The organism is Bifidobacterium animalis subsp. animalis ATCC 25527, assembly GCF_000260715.1.
GTDB classification, from domain to species: domain Bacteria; phylum Actinomycetota; class Actinomycetes; order Actinomycetales; family Bifidobacteriaceae; genus Bifidobacterium; species Bifidobacterium animalis.
Genome location: NC_017834.1, coordinates 128,413 through 149,159 on the forward strand (window position 1 = coordinate 128,413; position 20,747 = coordinate 149,159).

Here is a 20,747-nt window from a genome sequence, read left to right on the forward strand (position 1 = left end):
CTGTGTTACGTGGTGTCTGTGCGAATACTGTATGCGCGCACTGCCGGTAGCGACTCCCCACAGTGCGGACTACCATATGCCGAACACGCATGACCATGCTGCCGATTGGAGTGATGCCATATGACCATGCGAAATCTGCGGCGCTGGAGCGCGTGGCTGTTCGCCCGCGATCCGCAGATCATGGGCTGGCTGTTCGAACAGCGGTAGCGCTTTGATGTGAGTGACGATTGCCGTTTCAGAACAGGTCGTCATGCGAGCCTGTGCGTGTCAACACCAATTGGAGCTCGTGCTTTTCTATACGGTAGATGAGCAGCCAATCGCCCTCGATATGTATTTCGCGGTATCCGCGCCAGTTCCCAACGAGTGGATGGTCTTTGTATTTGGTGCCAAGCAGCTTCGTGTCCTGCGCCATCATTGCGTCGACGGCGTCTTGCAACTTCTTCGGGTCGTAGTGCTTCTTCAGCAGCGACTTGAAGTCCTTTTTGAACTGAGTGGTGCGAAATACGGTGCTAAGCATCCATCAGGTCTTTCATCAGACTCTCGGAACTAGTGAAGGACCTGCCTTCGTGTGCTTCCGTCTGCCGACGTGCCTCAATGTTCTCCGGTTGTTCGCGGGTGATCTTGAACGGCATGCCGTTGTCGCGAATGGATTGGCGCAGGAAGACGTTGAGGGCGGTGGAAAGGTCCATGCCCATCGATTCATAGAGTGCCTTGGCCTCTTCCTTGACTTTCGGGTCGGTACGAAAGCTCACGGTCGCTGTCTCGCTCATGCGAACTCCTATGGTCTTCAGGCTAATGAAATAGATATCTGCCATTGTATAACTTCTGTAATGCATTGTCTATACAATGGCAGATGTCAATTTCGTATCATTGCCCGAGGATGCGCATCTCCATTTGCAATAGCGAACGCTTCATCTCCACGCCATAGGCATAGCCGACGAGATTGCCGTTCGCGCCGACCACGCGGTGGCAAGGCACGATGAACGGAATCGGGTTGCGGTTGTTCGCCGAGCCGACCGCGCGCACGGCCTTCGGGTGTCCCACCGCCTCGGCGATCTGCGCGTAGGTGCGCGTCTCGCCGTACGGAATCTGCAGCAATGCGCGCCACACGGCCTGCTGGAACGGTGTGCCGTACGTGAATGCGATCGGCACGGTGAATCGCTGTAGCTCGCCGGCGAAGTACTGTTCGAGCTCACGGAACGTCTCGTCGGTGAGCCCGGTCGTCTCGCCTGCGCCGTCGGCGTCGTAGTCCGCCTGCGGAATGATGCGCAGCCGAACAACGGCGTCATCTTGCCAGTCCACGCGCACCGGTCCGTATTCACTCACATATGTTGCAAACCCCTGCATCTGTGCCTCCTCCTCGATGACTGTACATTGCCTTGATTATAGGAGGTCAGATTTGGGTTGGTGAGAGACAGCGCCGAATGCTCACCGATTCTGCGTAATGTCGCGCGTAATGTCGCGTTTGCGCAAGGCGCGCATATATTGGCCATGTGTGTTTGTACACGCACGGCTGATATGTATGGTGGCGACTGCGCGATGGGGTGCATCGGGGACGGAGGTATGCGCCTGGTGGGGTAGATTGGGTGTATGGGTCGGGAGCGGCAGTCGCAAGAAACGGCACGGGGTAATGGTTTCCACCGTGTACGCGTCATCATCATCGCCTGCGTGGTGGTAATCGGTCTGTTGGCCGGCGTCGCAGTGCGTCTGTCCACATGGTGGCACGCTTACAGGGTGCCATCGATGACGGGGCAGACGATTGCGCGCGTGTCTGCGGACAGTTCGGTGACCGATGACATGTCGCAATGGTACAGCCAGTGGAAGGGCAGGCAGCAGGAAATCGGCGTTGCGCCGCAGTATCAGTTGAGCTCGGTGCGGATTCGCACCGTGCAGCGATTGCCGAATATCGCGTCGCGGTATGACCAATCCGATGGGCGGAACATCTACGTGCAGCTGGACGCGACGGTGCGCCCGCGGTTTGCATCGATCCAGCGCATCACCGACGTGCATGGATGCCAGACGTACGCCGTGGAGTCGGGGATCAACGAATCGTGTGTGTTCGCATTGGAGCCGCGTCAGGACGGTTACCGCATCGCGCAGGTGATGGAGCCCATCATGTATCAGCGGTTGGCGTATCCGGAGCAGTTCGAGAAGACGGAGCCGGATCCCACGGCTCCGGTGCTCGACGGCCGCAACGGGTATCGTCTGTCCAAAGAGAAGCTGGAGGTGACCTACGACGGCGGGACGACGTGGCATGAGGTGCCCGACGGCGTCGCGCGCATCGTGGGCGGCATTAACGCGAACACCATGCTATGGCTCGAGCCGTCGAGGTATGTGATCACGCCACAGTTCACGGCGTTCGTAGGGTACGACGAGGGCACGCATACGGCGCAACTCCTCTATTCATGGGACGCCAGTTCGACGTGGCTCACATCCGCATTGGGGCACGGTGTACAGGCCCCCTCCTACATCTCCGTGGTCGGCGACCGCATCGGGGTGGCATATGGGTATGGCGACACGCTTGGCTCGGTCGGGTATGCGATGGTCGCGGGCACGTTGCCCGAACTGCGCGCGGATGCGGAGGCCGTGTGGCGGCAGATTCCGCTGTATATGCAATATCCGTCCGATCTGACGATGGCGGGATGGGTCAATGACACCACGGTGATTGTCGGGCAGGCCGGATCGCTGCATGTCTCGTCGGATTCAGGGGCCACATGGCGTGAACTGGGAATACCCAAGGAACCTGGTTTGGAGGGCAAGCTGGGGTATTACCCATTTGATACGCCGACGCATGTATGGGTGGAGGATGGCACGGCCTATCTCGCAATGGGTCAGGGAGAAGATGCCGATTATGCGCCGAATGGCACAGTCGTGGAGGCGGTGTTCTCGTACGATCCGGCCACGGATGCGTGCACCTTCATCAGGCAACAGCCCGCCCCCACGCCAATGCCTGCAGGTTGAACGCCGCTCCTTACTTCGCTTTGTCGGCCTCCTCGACGATGCGCAGGGCGTTCAGCGTGCGCGGGTAGCCGATGTAGGGCAGATTCTGCAGTACCACTGTGCGCAGGAAGTCGGCAGTGTTGCCGAGGGCGATGTTCGCCTTCGTGTGGGCGAGCAGCTGCGGTTCCACGCTGCCCTGTGCCGCGAGATAGCAGAACGTGATCATCTCGCGCTGCAGATTGGTGAGCCCGGTGCGCGTGTAGTAGTCGCCGAAGCAGTTGTCTGCAAGCCAATAGTTCACCTTGCTGCGCTCGTAGCTCTTGTCCATGCCCTCGCCGAACAGCTCGACCTGTTTGGCATTGCCGGCCGCGAGGCGGTTCTCCATGGTTGTGGTGGTCTGGTCGGGCAACGGCAGGGCCACTCCTCGCGCTTCGAGCACCTCGTTCGTGATGGTGAGGAACGGGCGCACACGACCGATGCCGAGGTAGTCGACGGCCTGGTACACGACCTCCTTCGCTTGCACCGGCGTCAGCCCGGCGTCGAGCGCGCGCCCGAGCTGAATGCGGAACTCATCCGCGCCCTGGCAGCCGAGCAGCGTGGCCAGAATGGCCAGGTAGCGCGTGGCCGGTTCAAGCTCCGTTTCGGGGTCTTGCGCGACCTCCACGTCGGCGAAATGTAGCATGCGCTCGGCGAACTGCGGGTCGGTCTCTTTCAGTCGTTCATTCGGTTGTTCGGTTGTGCCAGTCATTCCAGACTTCTTTGCGTATTGTCTCACTTGAGCGAGCGGTAGAATGCCTCGTCCACCGGTTCGAGCCACTCGTTGCTCTTGCCCTCGCCCGGCACGTCGATGGCGATGTGCGAGAACCAGCTGCCGGGGGCCGCGCCGTGCCAATGCTTCGTGTTCGCCGGAATGTGCACGACGGTGCCCGGCGTCATCGTGATTGGGTCCTGGCCTTCGATCTGCGCATACCCGCGGCCGCCCACGCAGATGAGCATCTGTCCACCGCCCCTCGTGGCGTGATGGACGTGCCAATGGTTGATGCAGCCGGGTTCGAAGGTCACGTTGGCCATGCTGACCTGTTCGCCGGAGACCGGCGCAAGCCAGCTTCTGCCGGTGAAATACTGCGCGTAGGCGTCGTTCGGCTCGCCCACCGGGAACATGAGCGACTGTGCGTATGCGGTCGGAACGCCGACAGGAATCGGGTAATTGTTCATTGCTTGCCTCTTTTCATATGCCTTTTCATATGCCGCGCTCGGCATGTCTGTGAGTATTATGCGGCGCACTGTTGCATGCAACAAATGATGAAAAATCATGTATTGCATTCGCGATGTGCATATGGTCTGCGCGGTCTGCGCTTACAGATTCCGCGTGAAGAACCCGGCGATCGTGTCGAACGGGATTGCATTGAGATTGCCGTACAGATCGGTGTGATTGGCACCCGGGATGATCAGCAGTTCCTTGTTCGCCGGATTCACGCCATGCTCGAGCTTCTCATACGCGGCCTTGCTGAAGTACAGCGAATGCGCCTTCTCGCCGTGAATGAGCAGCACCGGGTTCTCGATCTCGCCGATGTAGGTCATCAGCGGCATGTTCATGAACGGCAGCGACGAGGTGACGTTCCAGCCGGCATTCGAGTTCACCGAGCGCGCATGGTAGCCGCGCGGGGTCTTGTAGTACGCGTGGTAGTCCTTGACGAACTGCGGGGCGTCGTCGGGCAGCGGGTCGATGACGCCGCCGGCGCGTGCATAGTCGCCGTTCGCGTAGTCCTCGGTGCGCTGCTTGGCCAGCTGTGCGCGCATCTCATTGCGCTTGGCGGCCGAGTCGTCGGCGTCGAAGTAGCCGTTCGCGGTGACGCGGCTCATGTCGTACATGGTGCTCGCCACGGTGGCCTTGATGCGCGGGTCGTTCGCGGCGGCATTGAGTGCCAGGCCGCCGAAGCCACAGATGCCCACAATGCCGATGCCCTCCGGATTCACGTCGCTGCGGTTTGCCAGATAATCCACGGCGGCGGAGAAATCCTCGGTGTTGATGTCGGGGGAGGCGACCGCGCGCGGCGAGCCGCCGGATTCGCCGGTGAACGACGGGTCGAACGCGATCGTGAGGAACCCGCGCTCGGACAAGGTCTGCGCCTACAGGCCGCTTGCCTGCGCCGCACAGCTGGTGGGCGGTTCGGCCGTTCGTCGCTACTTGCGCTCCCAGCTTTTGGAGACGGCTGCGTTCTCCTTCGTGTTCTGTGCCATGACACCGACGATTGGATGCGGCTGGTATGGACGTTCGAGTGCGGCGATTTCGTTGTCGCTGAGCTCGAAATCGACGGCCGCGACCGCGCCGTCGAGATGATGCGGTTTCGTCGCGCCGATGATGGGCGCTGTCACTTTGGTAAGCAACCATGCGAGTGAGACCGTCGTCATCGTCACGCCACGGGCCTCGGCGATGCGCCTCACCGCGTCTATGATGTCGGCATCCATTGCAGCGGCGGCATCATACTTACCATGGGCGAAGGAATCCTCGCGCAGTCTGCGGCTCGTCTCGCCCGGCCTGCGGCTCAGGCGCCCGCTTGCGAGGGCGCTGTATGGCGTAAGCGCTATGCCCTCCTCTTGCGCGCAGGGAAGCATCTCGCGCTCGTCTTCACGGAACAGCAGATTCATGTGGTTCTGTACGGAGATGAACTGCGGCCAGCCATGTTCGCGGGCGATGGCGTTGGCCTTCTCCAGCTGCCACGCTACGATGTTCGCCGCGCCGATGTACCGCGTCTTGCCGGCGGCCACTGCGTTCGCGAAGCCTTCCATGATCTCCTCGATCGGCGTACGCCAATCCCACATGTGATAGATGTACAGGTCCACGTGGTCCATGCCGAGATGGCGCAGACTCATATCGAGATTGTCGCGGACGTGCTGCTGGCCGCTCACGCCGTTCTCTATCTCCTCGTCGGTGCGCGGCAGGAACTTCGTGGCCACCACCACATCGTCGCGTGCCGCCATGGAGGAGAGCGCGCGGCCGAGGTATTCCTCCGACGTGCCGTTCTGGTAGACGATCGCCGTGTCGAAGAAATTGATGCCAGCGTCCAGCGCCTGCTGCACAATCGCGCGTGACGATTCCTCGTCGAGCGTCCAGCTGTGTCGACCGTCGCCTGCATCGCCGAAGCTCATGCAGCCCAGGCAGATGCGTGAGACTTCGAGGTCGCTCGGGCCGAGTGTGGTGTATTGCATAGGTTCCTCTTTTCCTGTGTCGTATGCGTTATTCGTAGATGTGGGTTGGGCTCAGATTACCGGGCGAACACGGTGGTGAGCCATGGGGCGAAATACTGGCCGGTCCAGCCGCCGTCGGCGCCGAAACCGTGCGGCCAGCCGTTCATCTCATGGGTTTCGACGCCCACGCCTGCGTCACGCAACGCCGCAATCGCAGCGATGGCGAGTCGTGTGAACAAATGGCCGTGACGTATTCGCATGGCTTCCTCCAATACTCAATACTCGTTCAATAAGTGAATTGGTTATGCGGGGCCTACCAGGTGAACGGCTCGTAGAACATGCGCGAACCGGGCACACCGTGGCGTAGCAGCATGCGGCGCACGTCGCGGATCATGCCGGAGGGGCCGGCGATCAGGTAGATCGCGCCATCGGTGATCTGTTCGGCGAGTTCCGCCTTGCTCCAGCGCCCCACCTGCATGTGCAGCGTGTGCGCTTCGCTTGCGCTCCACTTACGCAATTCGTCTGCATACAACAGGTCGTCGGCGCGTTTCGCCGTGTACATCACGGTGACCGGGCGATTGGTGCCGGACAGCGCCATGATCGTGGGTATGATCGGCGTGATGCCGACGCCGCCCGCGTACACGACAATCGGCGCATGCGCGTCGTGGCGTGCGATGAACCGTTCATACATGCCGAACGGCCCGATGACGTCCACGCGCATGCCGGCCCGCGCGGTGCGGTACAGCCGTTCGGTGAAGTCGCCGTTGATGCGCACGGCGAACCGCATCGCATCACCATGCTCACCGGGCAGATTCGCAATCGAGAACGGGTGGAACCCGTGCATGCCGCGTTCGTGGGGGAGTCTGAGGAACACGAAGTTGCCGTATTCCCAGCTGCGCATCGCCGGACAGTCCACGAGAATCTCCACGATGTCGCTTGAGACTCTGCGCGCGGAAACGACCTTGCCGCGGGCGGCGAACATGCGGTCGCGCAATTTCACCCACGCATACCAGGCGAGCACGAGCCCGGTGGTCACGTCCATCGTGACGATGAACGCCGTGAGGTCCTTGATATAGAAGACCAGATTGAAATGCAGGCAGGCGAGCACGACGGCGACGAGCACAATGCGGTGCAGCCACACGGTGAACTCATGGCGGAACACGCGTTCGAGCCAGCTGCGCACGGTGGCGAGCGGCGGAACCAGCGTATCGAGCCAGTCTGCCATCATGACGAGTGCGAGCGCGACAATGCCGACCAACGTCCAGAACGCAATCTCTCCCGTTGTTTTCGCCGGTCCGAACGACGGCAGTACGTATTGGTGATAGATGACGAGTGCGAGCGCCCCGGTGCCGAGCACGCCGTGCAGCACGTAGATGCCGGGCAGTCCTATGATGCGGTCAAGCCAGCGGGGTCGGCAGCCGAGCCACACGCATTCAAGCATCCATATGTAGGCGTAGATGCCGGCGGTGATGGGCGTGAGCATCGAACGGTACATCGGTCCGAGCGTGGCCCACAGGATTGCCGTGAATGGTATGGGCACCACGACGAACGCGGCGACCCACACCAATACGGCCTGAATGGGGGATCGACGGAGTGCAATGCGTTTCATGGGCATATGCGTCGGTTAGCGCTCAGGGGGGTCGGCAGGCTACTTGAGCACGCCAATCTTCTGCAGCCAGGGCTGGATTTCATCGGCCGACCTGACGCGCAGACCCTCGGTGACGTTGGCGCCCTTGGCACTGTCCTTGAGCATGTCGATGCTGCCCTCGATGCCGCTGGATACGGCGGTGCAGAAGGGAACCACGGTTTTGCCGGAGAGGTCGTATGATTCCAGGAACGTGAGCACGGGCATCGGCGCCTGGCCCCACCAGATCGGGTATCCGACGAAGATGGTGTCGTACTGCGCCATGTCGTCAACCTTGCCTTTCACGGCAGGGCGTTCGTTGTTGTTGAGTTCCTCACGGGCCACTTCGGTGGTCGGCTGATACTCCTCCGGGTATGCCTTCTCCGGTTCAATGCGGAACATGTCGGCTCCGGTGAGCTTTTGTATTTCCTCGGCGGCGCGCTGTGTGGTGCCTGTCTTCGAGAAGTAGGCGATGAGCGTCTTGCCATTGCTGCCCTTCGTCACGCTCGGGGTGCCGTCGGAGGTGCCGGTGTTGCCTCCAGGATTGCTCGACGCTGTGGAGGATCCCGACGAGTTCGACGAGGAGCCTGATGTCGAGCCGCATGCGGAGAAGCCGAGGATCATCGCCAAGGCAAGCAGCAGTGCGAGTAGGCCTCGTGAGCGGGTTGACGTGGTGTTCATGGTGTTCCTTTCCGGTTGTTCTCGTGGATTGGATGAGCTGTGGAATTGATCACGGTTCGATGTGCTTGGCCCAGAACGCCGTGGCGTCGTCAATCCAGCCTTCGGCGGTGGTTCCCACGCCGAGCCCGAAGCCGTGGCCGAGCTGTGGATAGTGGTGGAATTCGGTGTCGATGCCGGCGGCTTCGGTGCCAACAAATCTAGCGGGCGGGAGCGCTACCGGCGCGAATTGGTTTTCTCTCGGCTATGTGCCGGTAGCGGTACCGGTCAGCATCGGGCATACTGTCTGATGATCGCGAATGCCGTCGCGTACGGCGCACGACGCGATCGGATGGGAGCGACCATGTACACGATGAAGCAGGCCTGTGAGCTCACCGGATTGAGCTACGAGACCCTGAAGTTCTATTGCCTGTCGGAGCTCGTGCCGCGTGTGCATCGTGACGCACGCAACCACAGGGTCTTCGACGACCACAACATCGCATGGATACGGTCGTTGGTGTGTCTGCGCCGCTGTGGCCTCGGCATCGCCGAGATGAAGCGGTACGTGGCGCTATGCCTCGAGGGCGAGGCATCCATTCCGCAGCGGCGGGAGATATTGGCGGAGAAACGTGAGGAGCTCCAGCATCGGTTGCAGGACATCGAGGATTCGATTGCCTACATCGATGCCAAGGAGCAGTTCTATGAGGCGGTGCTCGACGGCACCACGCCGTACGTGAGCAACGTGCTCGGGCTGGAGGAGTGAGCGGCTGGGGCGGTGGATGGGCGCGGCATGCACGCCCATCCACCGCCGTGCCGTCAGGCGATCGAATCCGCCCAGGCCTTGAGTTCGGCCTCGCTGGCATTCGCGGCGAAGCGACGCCCGTTCACCCAATGGGCGTCCGGTGCCGAATCGTGCAGCTGCTCGCCGAGCGCGCCGCGTGTGCTTGATGACGACGTGGCGAACGTGGTGATCGTCTTACCGGTGAAATCATGCGATTCGAGCCAGGTGCGCACTTCGCGCGGTGCGGTGTCCCACCACAGCGGGTAGCCGACGAAGATCTCGTCGTAACCATCCACAGAGGGGCTTGCGGAGATGGGTGGCCGCATCGCGCGGTCAGCATGCTGGCGCGAAGCACGGCTCGTCGGATCGGTCCAGTCGATGTCCTGCGCGGTGAACGGCGGAGCCGGGACGATCTCGGCGAGATCGGCGTCGATCGCCTTCGCGAGGTTCTGTGCCACCCGCCGCGTGGTGCCGGTGGCGGAGATGTATACGACCAATTGCTTGCTCATGGCATTGCCTTCCTGTTTGCTTCAATGAGGTGAGGTGCGTTGTGGAACGTGCCTGGATCGCGGACGTTCACTGTTCGGCGCGCATCGTCTCGATGCGCGCGATCTGCTCGCGTACGCGCTTGGGCTGGGTGTACTCGGGGAAGTTGTCGCGGTCCAGCACGCCGTCGAGTCCGGTGTCAGGTTGCAATGCGGCGAACATCGACGCAAGTTCGGCGTCGGTTTGCGCTGAGCCGGCCACGTCGATGAGTTCGAGCGTCTTATGGTCTGCCTCCTCGCAACCGAGTGCGTCGACGAGCGTCTGGGCGATCTGGCGGCGCGCCACCGAGCCGTCCTGCGGCCCCATGGGGTCGCGCCGGTCTCCCTGCTCGAACTTCAGCTGGTGCTCGTCGGCGCCCTCCATGTCGAACCAGCCCGGCCGCACGATCGTGTACTCGTTGCCCGAGGCGCGCACCAGGCGTTCGCTGCGGCGCTTCCAGTCATGGGCCTCGGTGGAGCGGTTGTAGTCGTTGTCCATGTTCGTCACGCCGATCGACGTCATCAGCGCAATGCGCGCAGGCCGCCCGTCGAGTGCCTCCAACGCGTTGCGCACGGCACCGTAATCGACGGTTTCGGTGAGCGTGGGCCCTCCGTTCGACCCGTGGGTGAACACAATGCCGTCAATGCCGTCAAGGGCCTGCCGCATTGACTCCACGCTCGTCAGGTCGCCTTGGACCACTTCGACCCCGCATCCGAAATGGATGCGTGCCGGGTCGCGCACGAGTGCGCGCACGCGGTAGCCGGCCGCACGCGCCTTCTCCACGGCATGGCGCCCTATGCTTCCCGAGGCGCCCACGACCAGGACATGTGTTGGTTTCATGGGGCTCTAACCTTTCGTTACGCTTCGGCGATGTCGATCATCGACTTGATGGCACGGCGTTCGTCCATCGCCTCATAGGCCTGCTGCACATGGTCGAGGTCGAAGGAGGTGGTGAACACCTTGCCCGGGTTGATCTCGCCGTCGAGCACGGCCTTGAGCAGCGTGCCCTTGTCGTGCGTGGCCACCGAGGCGATGCCGCCGGTCAGCGATACATTGCGCCAGAACAGCGCGTTCACGTCGATGCTGTTGTCATGCGGCACGCCGACGCGGCTCACATAGGCACCCGGGCGTCCGCTGCGCACGGCGGATTCAATGCTCTGCTCGGAACCGACGCATTCGAGCACGCGGTCGGCGCCCGCGCCGTCCGTCATCTCCATGATGCGGGCCACCGCCTCGTCGCCGCGCTCGGGAACGATGTCGCCCGCGCCGAATTCACGGGCAAGTGCCGCACGATCCTCATGACGGCTCATCATGATGATCCGGCCAGCGCCAAGCAGCTTCGCACCGATCACCGCGCACAGGCCCACGGCGCCGTCCCCGTAGATCACCACGGTGTCGCCGGGTTCGATTCTCGAGCTCCACGCGGCGTGATAGCCGGTCGCCATGACGTCCGAGAGCGCCAGCAGCGAGGCGATCTGCTCGTCGGTGTAGTCGGCGGGCGTGCCCGGAATCTTGATGAGTGCGGTGTCTGCCCAGGTGGCGCGCATGTATTCGGCCTGGTAGCCGGCGTTGCCGCCGGGCTCCATGTTGAAGCAGTTGCCGTCGTAGCCCTTCTCGCAGGCCTCGCAGTGCCCGCAGCAGTGGGTGAAGGGGACGATCACGAAGTCGCCGGGCTTCATGTCGTGCACGTCGGCGCCCACCTCGTCGATGATGCCGATCGCCTCGTGGCCCACGAGCGTGTTGTGCGGGCGTTCCGAGATGCCGCGGAACCACCACAGATCCGAGCCGCACACGCATGCCTTGAGCACGCGCACAATCGCGTCGGTGGGCTTCTCGATTCTCGGGCGCTCCACCTCGCGCACCTCGACGTGTTCGGGTTCCACGAACACCGCGGCTTTCATCATGTTCTCCGCCATAGTTGTCCTTTCGTGTTCCATTCGCTCCGGTCCGCACAGCGGCGTGATTGGGAGCGCATGGGTATGCTGTTGCGTATGTGAACACGGTAAATCCGCGAAAAAGATATTACAAATACGAAGATTTGATATAATCGTATGCAAATGTTCGATGTAAATCTGTGAGGTGATATTCATATGGATATTCGCACCTTGCGGCACTTTGTCGCCGTCGTGCAGGAAGAGGGGATTTCCGCGGCGGCCGACGTGCTGCGCATGAGTCAGCCGGCGCTGTCGCGGCAGATGAAGGAGCTTGAGAACGAGCTCGGCGTGACGCTGTTCGAGCGCGGCAACCGCGGGCACAGCATCTCGCTGACGAAAGAAGGGCGCGTGTTCTACCGGCGTGCACGGCAGATCATCGAACTCGCCGACCGTGCGCGCGCCGAAGTGCATCTGCACGACGAGATCGCCGGCACCATACACATCACGGCGGCGGAAAGCAATCTGATGAACATCGTCGCGCTCGCCATCGCGCAGACGCGCCTGCTGTACCCGCGCATCACCTTCGACATCCACGACGACAACGGTCCGAACAATGTGGAACGCCTCAACAACGGCATCGCCGACTTCGCCGTGATCATGCAGCCGATCGACATGACGCGCTTCGACCACCTTTCATTGCCCGGAGCCAATCCGCTCGGCATCGGCATGCGCGCCGACGACCCGATCGCCGCCAACGAGACGATCACGAACGAGCTGATCCGCGATATGCCGCTCATCACGTCGACGGGCGCGAACCAGCGCCGCGATCTGTCCGGATGGCTCACGCAAGGCACGACGCTCAACATCGTCTCCCACGTGAATCTCGCATACAACGCGGCCTGCCTGGTGCGCAACGGCGTCGGCTACATGCTCACCGTGAACGATCTCACCGAGTTCAGCGACCCCGAACACGATCTCGTCTGGCGCCCGCTCGACCCGCCGCTCGACATTCGCCTGAGCGTCATCTGGCGCAAGGACCGCGACCTGTCCCGCGTCTGCCAACTGTTCCTGCAGCAGTTGCGCACGGTGATCACGCAGATCCAGACCGCGCAGTAGTCGCGCTACCGGCTCGGCTCGGCGGCCTCGGGCAGCCCGGCCACCTTGCACAGCTCATCGACGGTGACGAACGAGTAGCCTTTCTTCTTGAGCTGCTTGATGATCTCCGGCAGCGCCTTGACGGTCTGGCTGCGGTCGCCGCCTCCCGAATGCATGAGCACCACGGCGCCGTTGTGCACGTAATCGACCACTTCCTTCGTGATCTGCTTCTCACCCGGTCGCTTCCAGTCCAGCGTGTCCACGTCCCACAGCAAGTTCCTGTCGATCAGCGTGGCGTTGTTCTTCCACTCATCCACGCCGAACGCGCCGTACGGTGCGCGGAACGTGCGCGTGCTCACATCGGACGCCTTCTTGATGTCGCTGAGGCTGTTCTCGATCTCCTGACGCTGCTCCTGCGCGCTCATGTTCGGGAAGTACGGGTGCGAGACGCTGTGCGAGGCGATCTGGTGGCCCTCCTTCACGATGCGCTGCTCCACCTTCGGGAATTCGAGCGACTGCTCGCCGAGTTCGAAGAACGTCGCCTTCACCTTGTTCTGCTTGAGAATGTCGAGGATCTTGTCGGAGTAGATGCTCGGACCGTCGTCGAACGTGAGCGCGATGACCTTCTTGCCCTCCGGGTGCGGTGCGAACGACTTCACAATGAGCGGCTTCTGCTTGCGAATCACGGTCTTGGCGGCGGTTTTCTTCGACTGCTTGCCCACCCAGAACTCCTGCAGCCCGTCCTCGCCCTGCTGGGTGACGATCTGCACCGGTCCGCCGTTCAGATTGATGTCCGTCTTGAACGGCACCTTCCGCTGCTCCACCGTATGCTCCTCGGTGAGATCGGTGCCCGGCGTGACCGTAAGCGTGCCGTTCTTTTCGAAACGTGTGCGGTCCCAGTCGGCGGGCTCGATCTGTTTGCCGTCGAATTTCACGCTCACCGTGTTGCCGCCGCTGGGTTCGAGCACCTTGCCCTCCACCGACAGCAGGCGACCCGGTTTGCGTTCGAAATCGCGGTGGTCGCGCATGAACGCCGCCACCGTGGTGTCGGCCTTCGCGGAGTACGCGGTGCCGTCCACCTCAATGCTAAGCGTGCGCCAGTGGTATTGCCACATGTACCAGGCCCCGGCGCCGAGTGCGAGCACAAACAGCACGATGAGCGTGGTCACGGCCGAGAACAGTGCCGGATGGCGGTGTTTCGGTTTCGGGGCATGCACGTTGTCGCCGAACGAGAGATCCTCGACCTCGTGTTCGAACTCCGCGCGGTCCGCCTCCTCGTTCTCATAATCAGGAATGCGCTCGGCGTCTTTGCCCACCACGTGATCCTCGCGATCCATCTTCAATCTTCTCGCCACTGCCAACCTCGCTTTGTAACCTCTTCCAGAGTACTATTCGCCCACTGGTTTTGGCCAGCGGCCTCGGCATCTGAGCTCACCGTGAAGTGCCTGTCGCGTAACGTGCACGCGCGCATAATGGAACCATGAGTATCGCAACACCGGAACAGTATGCACACATGCTCGACGCCGCCCGCGCAGGCGGCTACGCGTACCCCGCGATCAACGTGACCAGTTCGCAGACCCTCAACGCCGCCCTGCAGGGTCTCGCCGACGCCGAATCCGACGGCATCATTCAGGTGTCCGTCGGTGGCGCCGCATATTTCTCGGGCCAGCGCGTGAACAACCGTGTCACCGGCTCGCTCGCCTTCGCCGCGTTCGCGCACGAGGTGGCCAAGCAGTACCCGAACATCACGGTGGCGCTGCACACCGACCACTGTGCCAAGCAGTATCTCGACGAATGGGTGAATCCGCTGCTCGACATCGAGATCGACGAGGTGAAGCACGGCCGCGAGCCCATGTTCCAATCTCATATGTGGGACGGTTCCACAGTGCCGCTCAAGGAGAATCTGGACATCGCCGAGAAGCTGCTCGAGAAGTCCAGACTCGCCCACACCGTGCTCGAGATCGAGATCGGCGCGGTGGGCGGCGAGGAGGACGGTCACTCCGCCGAGATCAACGAGAAGCTGTATTCGAGCGTCGCCGACGGCATGGCCGTGGCCGACAGACTCGGTTTGGGCGAGCGCGGCAAATACATGGCCGCCTTCACGTTCGGCAATGTGCACGGCGCGTACAAGCCCGGCGTGGTGAAACTGCGCCCCGCACTGCTCCACGAGATTCAGCAGGGCGTGTGGAATGCCTCGCGCGCCGGTGAGATTAACGCGACGCTTGATGCCGATGTTCCCGACGGCAAGCCGTTCGAACTCGTGTTCCATGGCGGCTCCGGCTCCACTGCCCAGGAGATCGCCAAGGCCGTCTCGTACGGCGTAGTCAAGATGAACATAGACACCGATACCCAGTATGCGTTCACTCGCGCGGTGGCCGGTCACATGTTCCGTGATTACGACGGCGTGCTCAAGATCGACGGCGAAGTGGGCAACAAAAAGCAGTACGACCCGCGCTCGTGGGGCCGCGAAGCCGAGGATTCCATGGCGGCGCGCGTGGTGGAGGCCTGCGAGGAGCTCGGTTCGGCCGGTCGCGCACTCAAGTAGTGTTCGCAGGGGCGGCGCGTGTGCGCGGTGCCGCCCCTCGCGATGGTCGTTTTTGCAGTCTCTTCCTCACGCTGTACAGATTCCTTCTCCTGCGGTGGTCGTTTTTGCAGTTGCTTCCTCGCTCCGGCTGTTTTCCATTCCTTTCGCGTGCCGTTTTTGCAATTTCGTTCTCATCGCGTATGGTTTCCGCTCCATTCGCGTGCCGTTCTTGCAACTGTATTCTCCGCGGGGTGATCGTAGACGGCTTCCCTGGTCGTTCTTGCAGTCACGTTGAGGGGCCGGCCATCCTGTGGCTTTTAGGAGTGCTTCTTTTGCATCCGCGCTCTCATGGTTGCCGGATTGCATCTTCCCTCTTGTCGTTTTTGCAGTTGCTTCCTCACCCGGGTCAGATTCCTGCTTCCTCGGTAGTTGTTTTTGCAATTGCTTTTGCGATTGCGGCTATTGTGTGACACCTACGCGCATGTCGCAGGCGTCGCCATGCATATCGCCCTGCGGGAATCGGGGATGCGGCAGTCTCATCTCACGAGGCGACCCGGAAACCGCCGCTTCAAGAGCTCGTGCTAACCTGACTTCGGCTACATTAGACCCAAAGCGGAGGTTGGAATGCCTGGAATCGTGTTGATTGGTGCACAGTGGGGTGACGAAGGCAAGGGCAAGGCTACCGATTTGATCGGCACCAAGGTCGATTACGTCGCGCGTTTCAACGGCGGCAACAACGCAGGCCACACGGTGGTGGTCGGCGACGAGTCGTATGCGCTGCATTTGCTGCCATCCGGCATCATCAGCCCGACGGCGACTCCGGTCATAGGCAACGGCGTCGTGGTCGACCCAGAAGTGCTGCTCGAGGAGATTGAAGGGCTCGAGAGCCGCGGCATCGATTGCTCACGCCTGCTGGTGAGCGAGTCCGCGCATGTGATTGCGCCGTACCACCGCATGATCGACAAGGTGACCGAACGCTTCGCCGGCAAGAAGAAAATCGGCACCACCGGCCGTGGCATCGGCCCGGCCTATGCCGACAAGATCAACCGCGTGGGCATCCGCATCGCCGACCTGTTCCATGAAGACGTGTTGCGCGACAAGGTGAGCAATGCGTTGCACCAGAAGAACCAGATGCTCGTCAAGCTCTACAACCGCCGCGCCTTCGACGTGGAGGCCACCGTGCAGGAGCTGCTCGAGGTGGGCGCAAAGCTCAAGCCGTACGTGGCGAACACGTCGCTCATTCTCAACAATGCGCTCGACGACGGCAAGACCGTGCTGTTCGAGGGCGGCCAGGCCACGATGCTCGACATCGACCACGGCACCTACCCGTTCGTCACCTCGTCGAACCCGACGGCAGGCGGCGCCTGCACCGGCACCGGCGTGGGCCCCACGAAGATCGACCGCGTGATCGGCGTCTCCAAGGCCTACGTCACCCGAGTGGGCGAAGGGCCGTTCCCCACTGAGCTGTTCGACGAAAGCGGTGAATGGCTGCGTGCGCAGGGCCACGAATACGGTGTGACCACTGGTCGTCCGCGTCGCTGCGGCTGGTTCGACGCCGTGGTGAACCGTTATGCCACGCAGGTCAATGGTCTCACCGACATCGTGCTCACCAAGCTCGACGTGCTCACCGGACTCGATGAGATTCCGGTTTGCGTGGCCTATGACGTGAACGGTGTGCGCTACGACGACATGCCCACCGACCAGTCGGCCTTCGCCGCCGCCAAGCCGATCTACGAGATGATGCCGGGCTGGAGCGAGGATATCTCGCAGGTGCACGCTTTCGAAGACCTCCCGCAGACCTGCCAGGACTATGTCAAGCGCCTCGAAGAGCTCTCCGGCTGCCGTATCTCCGCGATCGGCACCGGCCCGCAGCGCGACCACATCATCGAGGTCCATTCGCTTCTCGACTGACTTTCGGCTACACTGTTTCCGTGCCCTTCGAGGGCATACGGGTCCGCGCGCGTCGCAGTGACGCCTGCCGTGCTCCCGCAATCTGAACACCTGTTTGGCACGGTGCAGTGGCCGGCAATAGAGACGAGGCGATACGCGCAATGACCACGCGACCAGAACACTTGACGCATGCCGATGCGACGTCACCGGGCGACGTCGGTGTTTCCTCTGTTGCTATGGAGTCGGATGATTCCGACGCCCACCTCCACCTCTACGATTCCCAGTCGTTCTCGCCGGCCACCGGCGCCCCGCACGAGCCGGTGACGCCGGACTTCCGCAAGGAGATGCTGCAGCCGCACCCCACCGGCGCCGCGGCCGCACGCCGCCCTCCGAGCATTCCGCTGTCGCCCCGCAAACGCATGCAGGCCAAGTTCAACCCGCTTGCGGACGGTATGATGTACCTGGTGATCTTCGTCGGCGGCATGTTCGGCACGGCCCTGCGCTATTCGCTGTGGCTGCTGTGGCCGCAGCCGCTGTCGAAGGGCGGTCTGCTCATGGCATTCCACCCGGCCACGCTGATCGCGAACCTGTGCGCGTGCTTCATATTCGCTGTGCTCGTCAGTTACATGTCGCAGGCCGTGTGGGTGAAGAAGCGCACGCGCCAGCTGGCCAACGGCGGCTTCGGCATGGGCATGTGCGGCGGGTTCTCAACGCTTTCGGCGATGATGGTGGAAGACATCACCTCGCTCCACTCCCACTCATACCTGGGGTTCTTCCTGTACACGCTGTTCACGTTCGTCGTGGCGTTCGTGATTGCTTGGTTCGGCACTTGGCTGGGTCTGCGTCTTGCCCGCAAACGCACCGGCATGCATGTGCGCGAACGCATGGAGGCCGTGCGCAAGCCGGCCATTGGTGTGCGTGTGCCCACTGCGAACGGTGTGCAGATGACGGCCACCGCCGGCGACGACCCGAACCCGAGCACCGACGAGCTGCCGATTATCGGCGAAGAGGAGCATCTCGACGCCGAGGCCGGCCAGCACATGGTGGAACCGTCGCGGAATGTGGCCGATAGGATTGACGGAGGTGTGCGCTGATGGGAACCTTCCTGCTCGTCTGCATATGCGGGGGACTCGGTGCCGTCGCCCGTTTCATGCTCAACACGTCGATTCAACGCTGGTGGCATAGGGCCTACCCGCTCTCCACGTTCATCATCAACATCATCGCCGCCATCTGCGCTGGCACTGCGGCCGCGGCATACTTCTACCAAACAGTGAACTATTCCACCTATTTGCTGTTTGTCGCCGGTTTTTTGGGTGGTTTCTCCACGTTCTCCACGGCGATCAACGAGATGGTGTCGCTCACTCGCACGCGTCAGCTCGCGGTGGCCGCTTTCTACTTCCTCACCACGCTCGTCGTGCCGTTCTGCGCCGTGGTGCTGGGGTGGTTCTTCGGCTCGATCGGGCATTGATACATGAATACTGTTCCGTGCCTGATTGCGGAACGTCAGGATCGTGAGGTCTTGTCCGAAGAATGCCTTCGCTCCGCCGCCTACTTTTTTGTCTCATCTCAGATTCACCGTGAGACAAACCAAGCAGCGGAAACTTGCTGTGTCCCACTTCGCCATCCTCAGTGAGACAGACCAAGTGCCGTCTACTTGTTTCCTCTCACAGAGATTGGCTTTGCGATATCAGCCAAGTAATCAGCACTTGGTTTGTCTCATTCCAGCGTTGCCAGTGAGACAAACCAAGTGCTGATTACTTAATCTGTTTCACTGAGCGCAATCTGGCGAGACAGATTAAGTACGCGGTACTTGGTTTGTCTCGCGCGCAGATCGGATTCCGCGGCATAGAGGAAATGGCATAGAGGAAAGGGCTCCGTTGGCGGAGTTCCTGAACTGGCTGCTCGGGGTCGCGCCGCAGCGCAAGTACGTGAGAAGAGCCCGCGCGGTTTCCGTAAACGCATGGGCTGGCATGGCAACTCGCCTCGCGTATCGAACCCGACGAGGTGCATGGTGCTTAGCGCCAGCGCAGCCATTGTGCGGGACTCAACTGCCATGTGCATGATTTCGTTCGCACGCGCGTAAAATACCACAGATTGTAAGCGACGTGTGAACGGCCGCGTTGCAGAGTAACAGAACAGAAAACCGAGTGAAATTTGCGCTCGCCATTCGCCCCCTAAATTGTAGGCAACGAAGAGAGAGGGGGTGCATATGGCATCCATGGTTTCACAACCACAACGCCGTGCCGAACGCGGGCGGCGCCGAAAGGGTCTGGTCATCGTGTGTGCGGGCATCGCGGGCTTGTTGCTGGCGATGCTCGCCAGCATGATTGGCGTGCCGAACGCCGTGGCCGCGGAAGCGGTGGACAAGTGCGTGCCGAACGCGGAGCACGGGTGTGTGAGCGGCATTCTGCAGACCCAAGACAAGACGCCAATCCCCGACGTGACGGTCACATTGGGCGGCGAGGAGAAGGCCACGGCCACCACTGCGAAAGACGGTGCCTGGGCCTTCGAAGTGAATGCGGACGGCGAGTACGCCGTGAGCATCGACAAGGCGGTCGCCGAGAAGTACAAGCTCGGCGAAAGCAGCGCGACGGTGGAGATCGCCAAGAAGTCGTTCTCCAAGCAGCGTGCCGTCGTGCGTTTCGACAAAGCCGCGGCAGGCAGTGCGGCGAAAACGGAAAGCGGCAATGCCGACTCCGCCAAAAGCGGGGAGCAGACTGCGGCGAATACCGCGCAGGCCGGCGATGACGGCAAGAGCTCCGGATTCTGGGCGCGCTTCTGGCAGCAGCTCTACTCGGGCTGCATCTTCGGCCTCATGCTCGGCCTCATGGCGGTGGGCATGAACCTCGTGTACGGCACCACCGGCCTGAGCTCCTTCTCCCATGGCGAGCAGGTGACGCTCGGCGGTCTCATGGCCTATGTGGGCACCCAGCTGCTGCATATGCCGGTCGTGCTCTCGGCCATCTTCGCGGTGGCGATCGGCGCACTCACCGGCTGGGTGCAGAACCAGCTCGTCTGGGCGCCGCTGCGGCACAAGCGCGTGGGCGTCATGCAGCAGATGATCGTGACGATCGGCCTGTCGATGGCATTGCAGTACATCTACCAGTTCTTCTTCGGCGGTGACATCAAGGGCATTGTCAAGTCGGTGCCGGAAGGCATTCAGCTCGGCCCGATCGTCACGAACGCCCCGACGCTGATCGCCGCGGCCATCGCATTGGTGACGATCGTCTCCGTCACCGTGTTCCTGTACTGCACGAGACTGGGCCGCGCCACCCGAGCCGTGTCCGACAATGCGGCGCTTGCGGCGGCCTCGGGCATCAACGTGGATTCGGTGGTACGCATCGTGTGGATCCTCTCCTGCGGCCTGGCCGCGCTCTCCGGCGTGCTCATTGGCATCTACCTCAACGGCATCGCCTGGAACACCGGCGTCACGTTGCTCATGCTCATGTTCGCCGCCGTCACGCTCGGTGGTCTCGGCACCGCGAACGGCGCTCTGGTGGGCGCCCTGATCGTGGGCATTGTGGCCGACATGAGCACGCTCGTCATTCCCAGCGACATGCGCTACGCCAGCGCGCTGGCAATTCTGATTCTCGTTCTGCTGATTCGCCCGCAGGGCATTTTCGGCAAGCAAAAGAGGGTGGGCTGACC

General features: G+C 61.9%; 22 protein-coding genes. 8 read left to right on the forward strand and 14 right to left on the reverse strand.

The window, feature by feature from the left end:
- Nucleotides 1-235 precede the first annotated feature (235 nt).
- The 3 genes from BANAN_RS00555 to BANAN_RS00565 are packed head-to-tail and all read right to left on the reverse strand — an operon-like array spanning nt 236 to nt 1,347.
- Nucleotides 236-517 (reverse strand): type II toxin-antitoxin system YafQ family toxin, encoded by a 282-nt coding sequence (locus BANAN_RS00555; protein WP_014697044.1) that lies wholly within the window; start codon nt 515-517, stop codon nt 236-238.
- Nucleotides 510-815: a type II toxin-antitoxin system RelB/DinJ family antitoxin gene (locus BANAN_RS00560; RefSeq protein WP_041776926.1), complete on the reverse strand. Its 306-nt coding sequence runs from the start codon at nt 813-815 to the stop codon at nt 510-512. Before BANAN_RS00560 ends, BANAN_RS00555 begins: the two co-directional genes overlap by 8 nt.
- 52 nt (nt 816-867) lie before the next feature.
- The gene (locus BANAN_RS00565) at nt 868-1,347 is read right to left on the reverse strand and encodes a methylated-DNA--[protein]-cysteine S-methyltransferase (protein WP_014697046.1); all 480 of its coding nucleotides are present in this window, start codon (nt 1,345-1,347) and stop codon (nt 868-870) included.
- 396 nt (nt 1,348-1,743) lie between these two features.
- Between BANAN_RS00565 and BANAN_RS00570 the strand changes: the two genes are divergently transcribed.
- Nucleotides 1,744-2,961 carry a WD40/YVTN/BNR-like repeat-containing protein gene (locus BANAN_RS00570; RefSeq protein WP_014697047.1) on the forward strand — a complete coding sequence of 406 codons (1,218 nt, stop codon included), beginning with the start codon at nt 1,744-1,746 and terminating at the stop codon, nt 2,959-2,961.
- A gap of 10 nt (nt 2,962-2,971) precedes the next feature.
- Here BANAN_RS00570 and BANAN_RS00575 read toward each other — a convergent pair whose 3' ends face one another.
- The 7 genes from BANAN_RS00575 to BANAN_RS00605 form a co-directional block, all read right to left on the reverse strand.
- Nucleotides 2,972-3,688, reverse strand: a complete 717-nt coding sequence (locus tag BANAN_RS00575; RefSeq protein WP_014697048.1) for a carboxymuconolactone decarboxylase family protein — start codon at nt 3,686-3,688, stop codon at nt 2,972-2,974.
- 23 nt (nt 3,689-3,711) lie between these two features.
- Nucleotides 3,712-4,155: a cupin domain-containing protein gene (locus BANAN_RS00580; protein WP_014697049.1), complete on the reverse strand. Its 444-nt coding sequence runs from the start codon at nt 4,153-4,155 to the stop codon at nt 3,712-3,714.
- A gap of 141 nt (nt 4,156-4,296) precedes the next feature.
- Entirely contained in the window at nt 4,297-5,061 is a 765-nt protein-coding gene (locus tag BANAN_RS00585) for an alpha/beta hydrolase (protein WP_014697050.1), read from the reverse strand.
- Between the two features lie 63 nt (nt 5,062-5,124).
- A complete protein-coding gene (locus tag BANAN_RS00590) occupies nt 5,125-6,150 on the reverse strand; it encodes an aldo/keto reductase (protein WP_014697051.1) in 1,026 nt (341 codons plus the stop codon).
- Between the two features lie 56 nt (nt 6,151-6,206).
- Complete coding sequence (locus BANAN_RS00595) at nt 6,207-6,389, reverse strand: hypothetical protein (protein ID WP_014697052.1); 183 nt, start codon at nt 6,387-6,389, stop codon at nt 6,207-6,209.
- 53 nt (nt 6,390-6,442) lie between these two features.
- Nucleotides 6,443-7,738, reverse strand: a complete 1,296-nt coding sequence (locus BANAN_RS00600; protein WP_014697053.1) for a ferric reductase-like transmembrane domain-containing protein — start codon at nt 7,736-7,738, stop codon at nt 6,443-6,445.
- Nucleotides 7,739-7,777: 39 nt separating this feature from the next.
- Nucleotides 7,778-8,434 (reverse strand): flavodoxin, encoded by a 657-nt coding sequence (locus BANAN_RS00605; protein ID WP_014697054.1) that lies wholly within the window; start codon nt 8,432-8,434, stop codon nt 7,778-7,780.
- Between the two features lie 61 nt (nt 8,435-8,495).
- Here BANAN_RS00605 and BANAN_RS08775 point away from each other — a divergent pair, with 61 nt between their 5' ends.
- A complete protein-coding gene (locus BANAN_RS08775; RefSeq protein ID WP_014697055.1) occupies nt 8,496-9,173 on the forward strand; it encodes a MerR family transcriptional regulator in 678 nt (225 codons plus the stop codon).
- Nucleotides 9,174-9,226: 53 nt separating this feature from the next.
- Here the strand turns inward: BANAN_RS08775 and BANAN_RS00615 are convergent, their stop codons facing one another.
- From BANAN_RS00615 to BANAN_RS00625, 3 genes are all read right to left on the reverse strand, one after another.
- Complete coding sequence (locus BANAN_RS00615) at nt 9,227-9,700, reverse strand: flavodoxin (protein ID WP_014697056.1); 474 nt, start codon at nt 9,698-9,700, stop codon at nt 9,227-9,229.
- A 67-nt stretch (nt 9,701-9,767) separates the two neighbouring features.
- Entirely contained in the window at nt 9,768-10,556 is a 789-nt protein-coding gene (locus tag BANAN_RS00620) for an SDR family oxidoreductase (protein WP_014697057.1), read from the reverse strand.
- A 17-nt stretch (nt 10,557-10,573) separates the two neighbouring features.
- Nucleotides 10,574-11,632 (reverse strand): zinc-dependent alcohol dehydrogenase family protein, encoded by a 1,059-nt coding sequence (locus tag BANAN_RS00625; RefSeq protein ID WP_014697058.1) that lies wholly within the window; start codon nt 11,630-11,632, stop codon nt 10,574-10,576.
- Between the two features lie 174 nt (nt 11,633-11,806).
- On the opposite strand from BANAN_RS00625, the gene BANAN_RS00630 reads away from it, so the two are divergent.
- Nucleotides 11,807-12,706 (forward strand): LysR family transcriptional regulator, encoded by a 900-nt coding sequence (locus BANAN_RS00630; protein ID WP_014697059.1) that lies wholly within the window; start codon nt 11,807-11,809, stop codon nt 12,704-12,706.
- 5 nt (nt 12,707-12,711) lie between these two features.
- Here the strand turns inward: BANAN_RS00630 and BANAN_RS00635 are convergent, their stop codons facing one another.
- Nucleotides 12,712-14,022, reverse strand: a complete 1,311-nt coding sequence (locus BANAN_RS00635) for a polysaccharide deacetylase family protein (RefSeq protein WP_014697060.1) — start codon at nt 14,020-14,022, stop codon at nt 12,712-12,714.
- A gap of 143 nt (nt 14,023-14,165) precedes the next feature.
- On the opposite strand from BANAN_RS00635, the gene fbaA reads away from it, so the two are divergent.
- From fbaA to BANAN_RS00660, 5 genes are all read left to right on the forward strand, one after another.
- Nucleotides 14,166-15,230 (forward strand): class II fructose-bisphosphate aldolase, encoded by a 1,065-nt coding sequence (gene fbaA / locus BANAN_RS00640; RefSeq protein ID WP_014697061.1) that lies wholly within the window; start codon nt 14,166-14,168, stop codon nt 15,228-15,230.
- A 603-nt stretch (nt 15,231-15,833) separates the two neighbouring features.
- Nucleotides 15,834-17,120, forward strand: a complete 1,287-nt coding sequence (locus tag BANAN_RS00645; protein WP_014697062.1) for an adenylosuccinate synthase — start codon at nt 15,834-15,836, stop codon at nt 17,118-17,120.
- A 140-nt stretch (nt 17,121-17,260) separates the two neighbouring features.
- Nucleotides 17,261-18,193, forward strand: coding sequence for a fluoride efflux transporter FluC (locus BANAN_RS00650; protein ID WP_014697063.1), 933 nt, complete (start codon nt 17,261-17,263; stop codon nt 18,191-18,193).
- Nucleotides 18,193-18,567 (forward strand): fluoride efflux transporter FluC, encoded by a 375-nt coding sequence (locus BANAN_RS00655; RefSeq protein ID WP_014697064.1) that lies wholly within the window; start codon nt 18,193-18,195, stop codon nt 18,565-18,567. Before BANAN_RS00650 ends, BANAN_RS00655 begins: the two co-directional genes overlap by 1 nt.
- 741 nt (nt 18,568-19,308) lie before the next feature.
- Nucleotides 19,309-20,745: a branched-chain amino acid ABC transporter permease gene (locus BANAN_RS00660; RefSeq protein ID WP_014697065.1), complete on the forward strand. Its 1,437-nt coding sequence runs from the start codon at nt 19,309-19,311 to the stop codon at nt 20,743-20,745.
- Nucleotides 20,746-20,747: the final 2 nt, after the last annotated feature.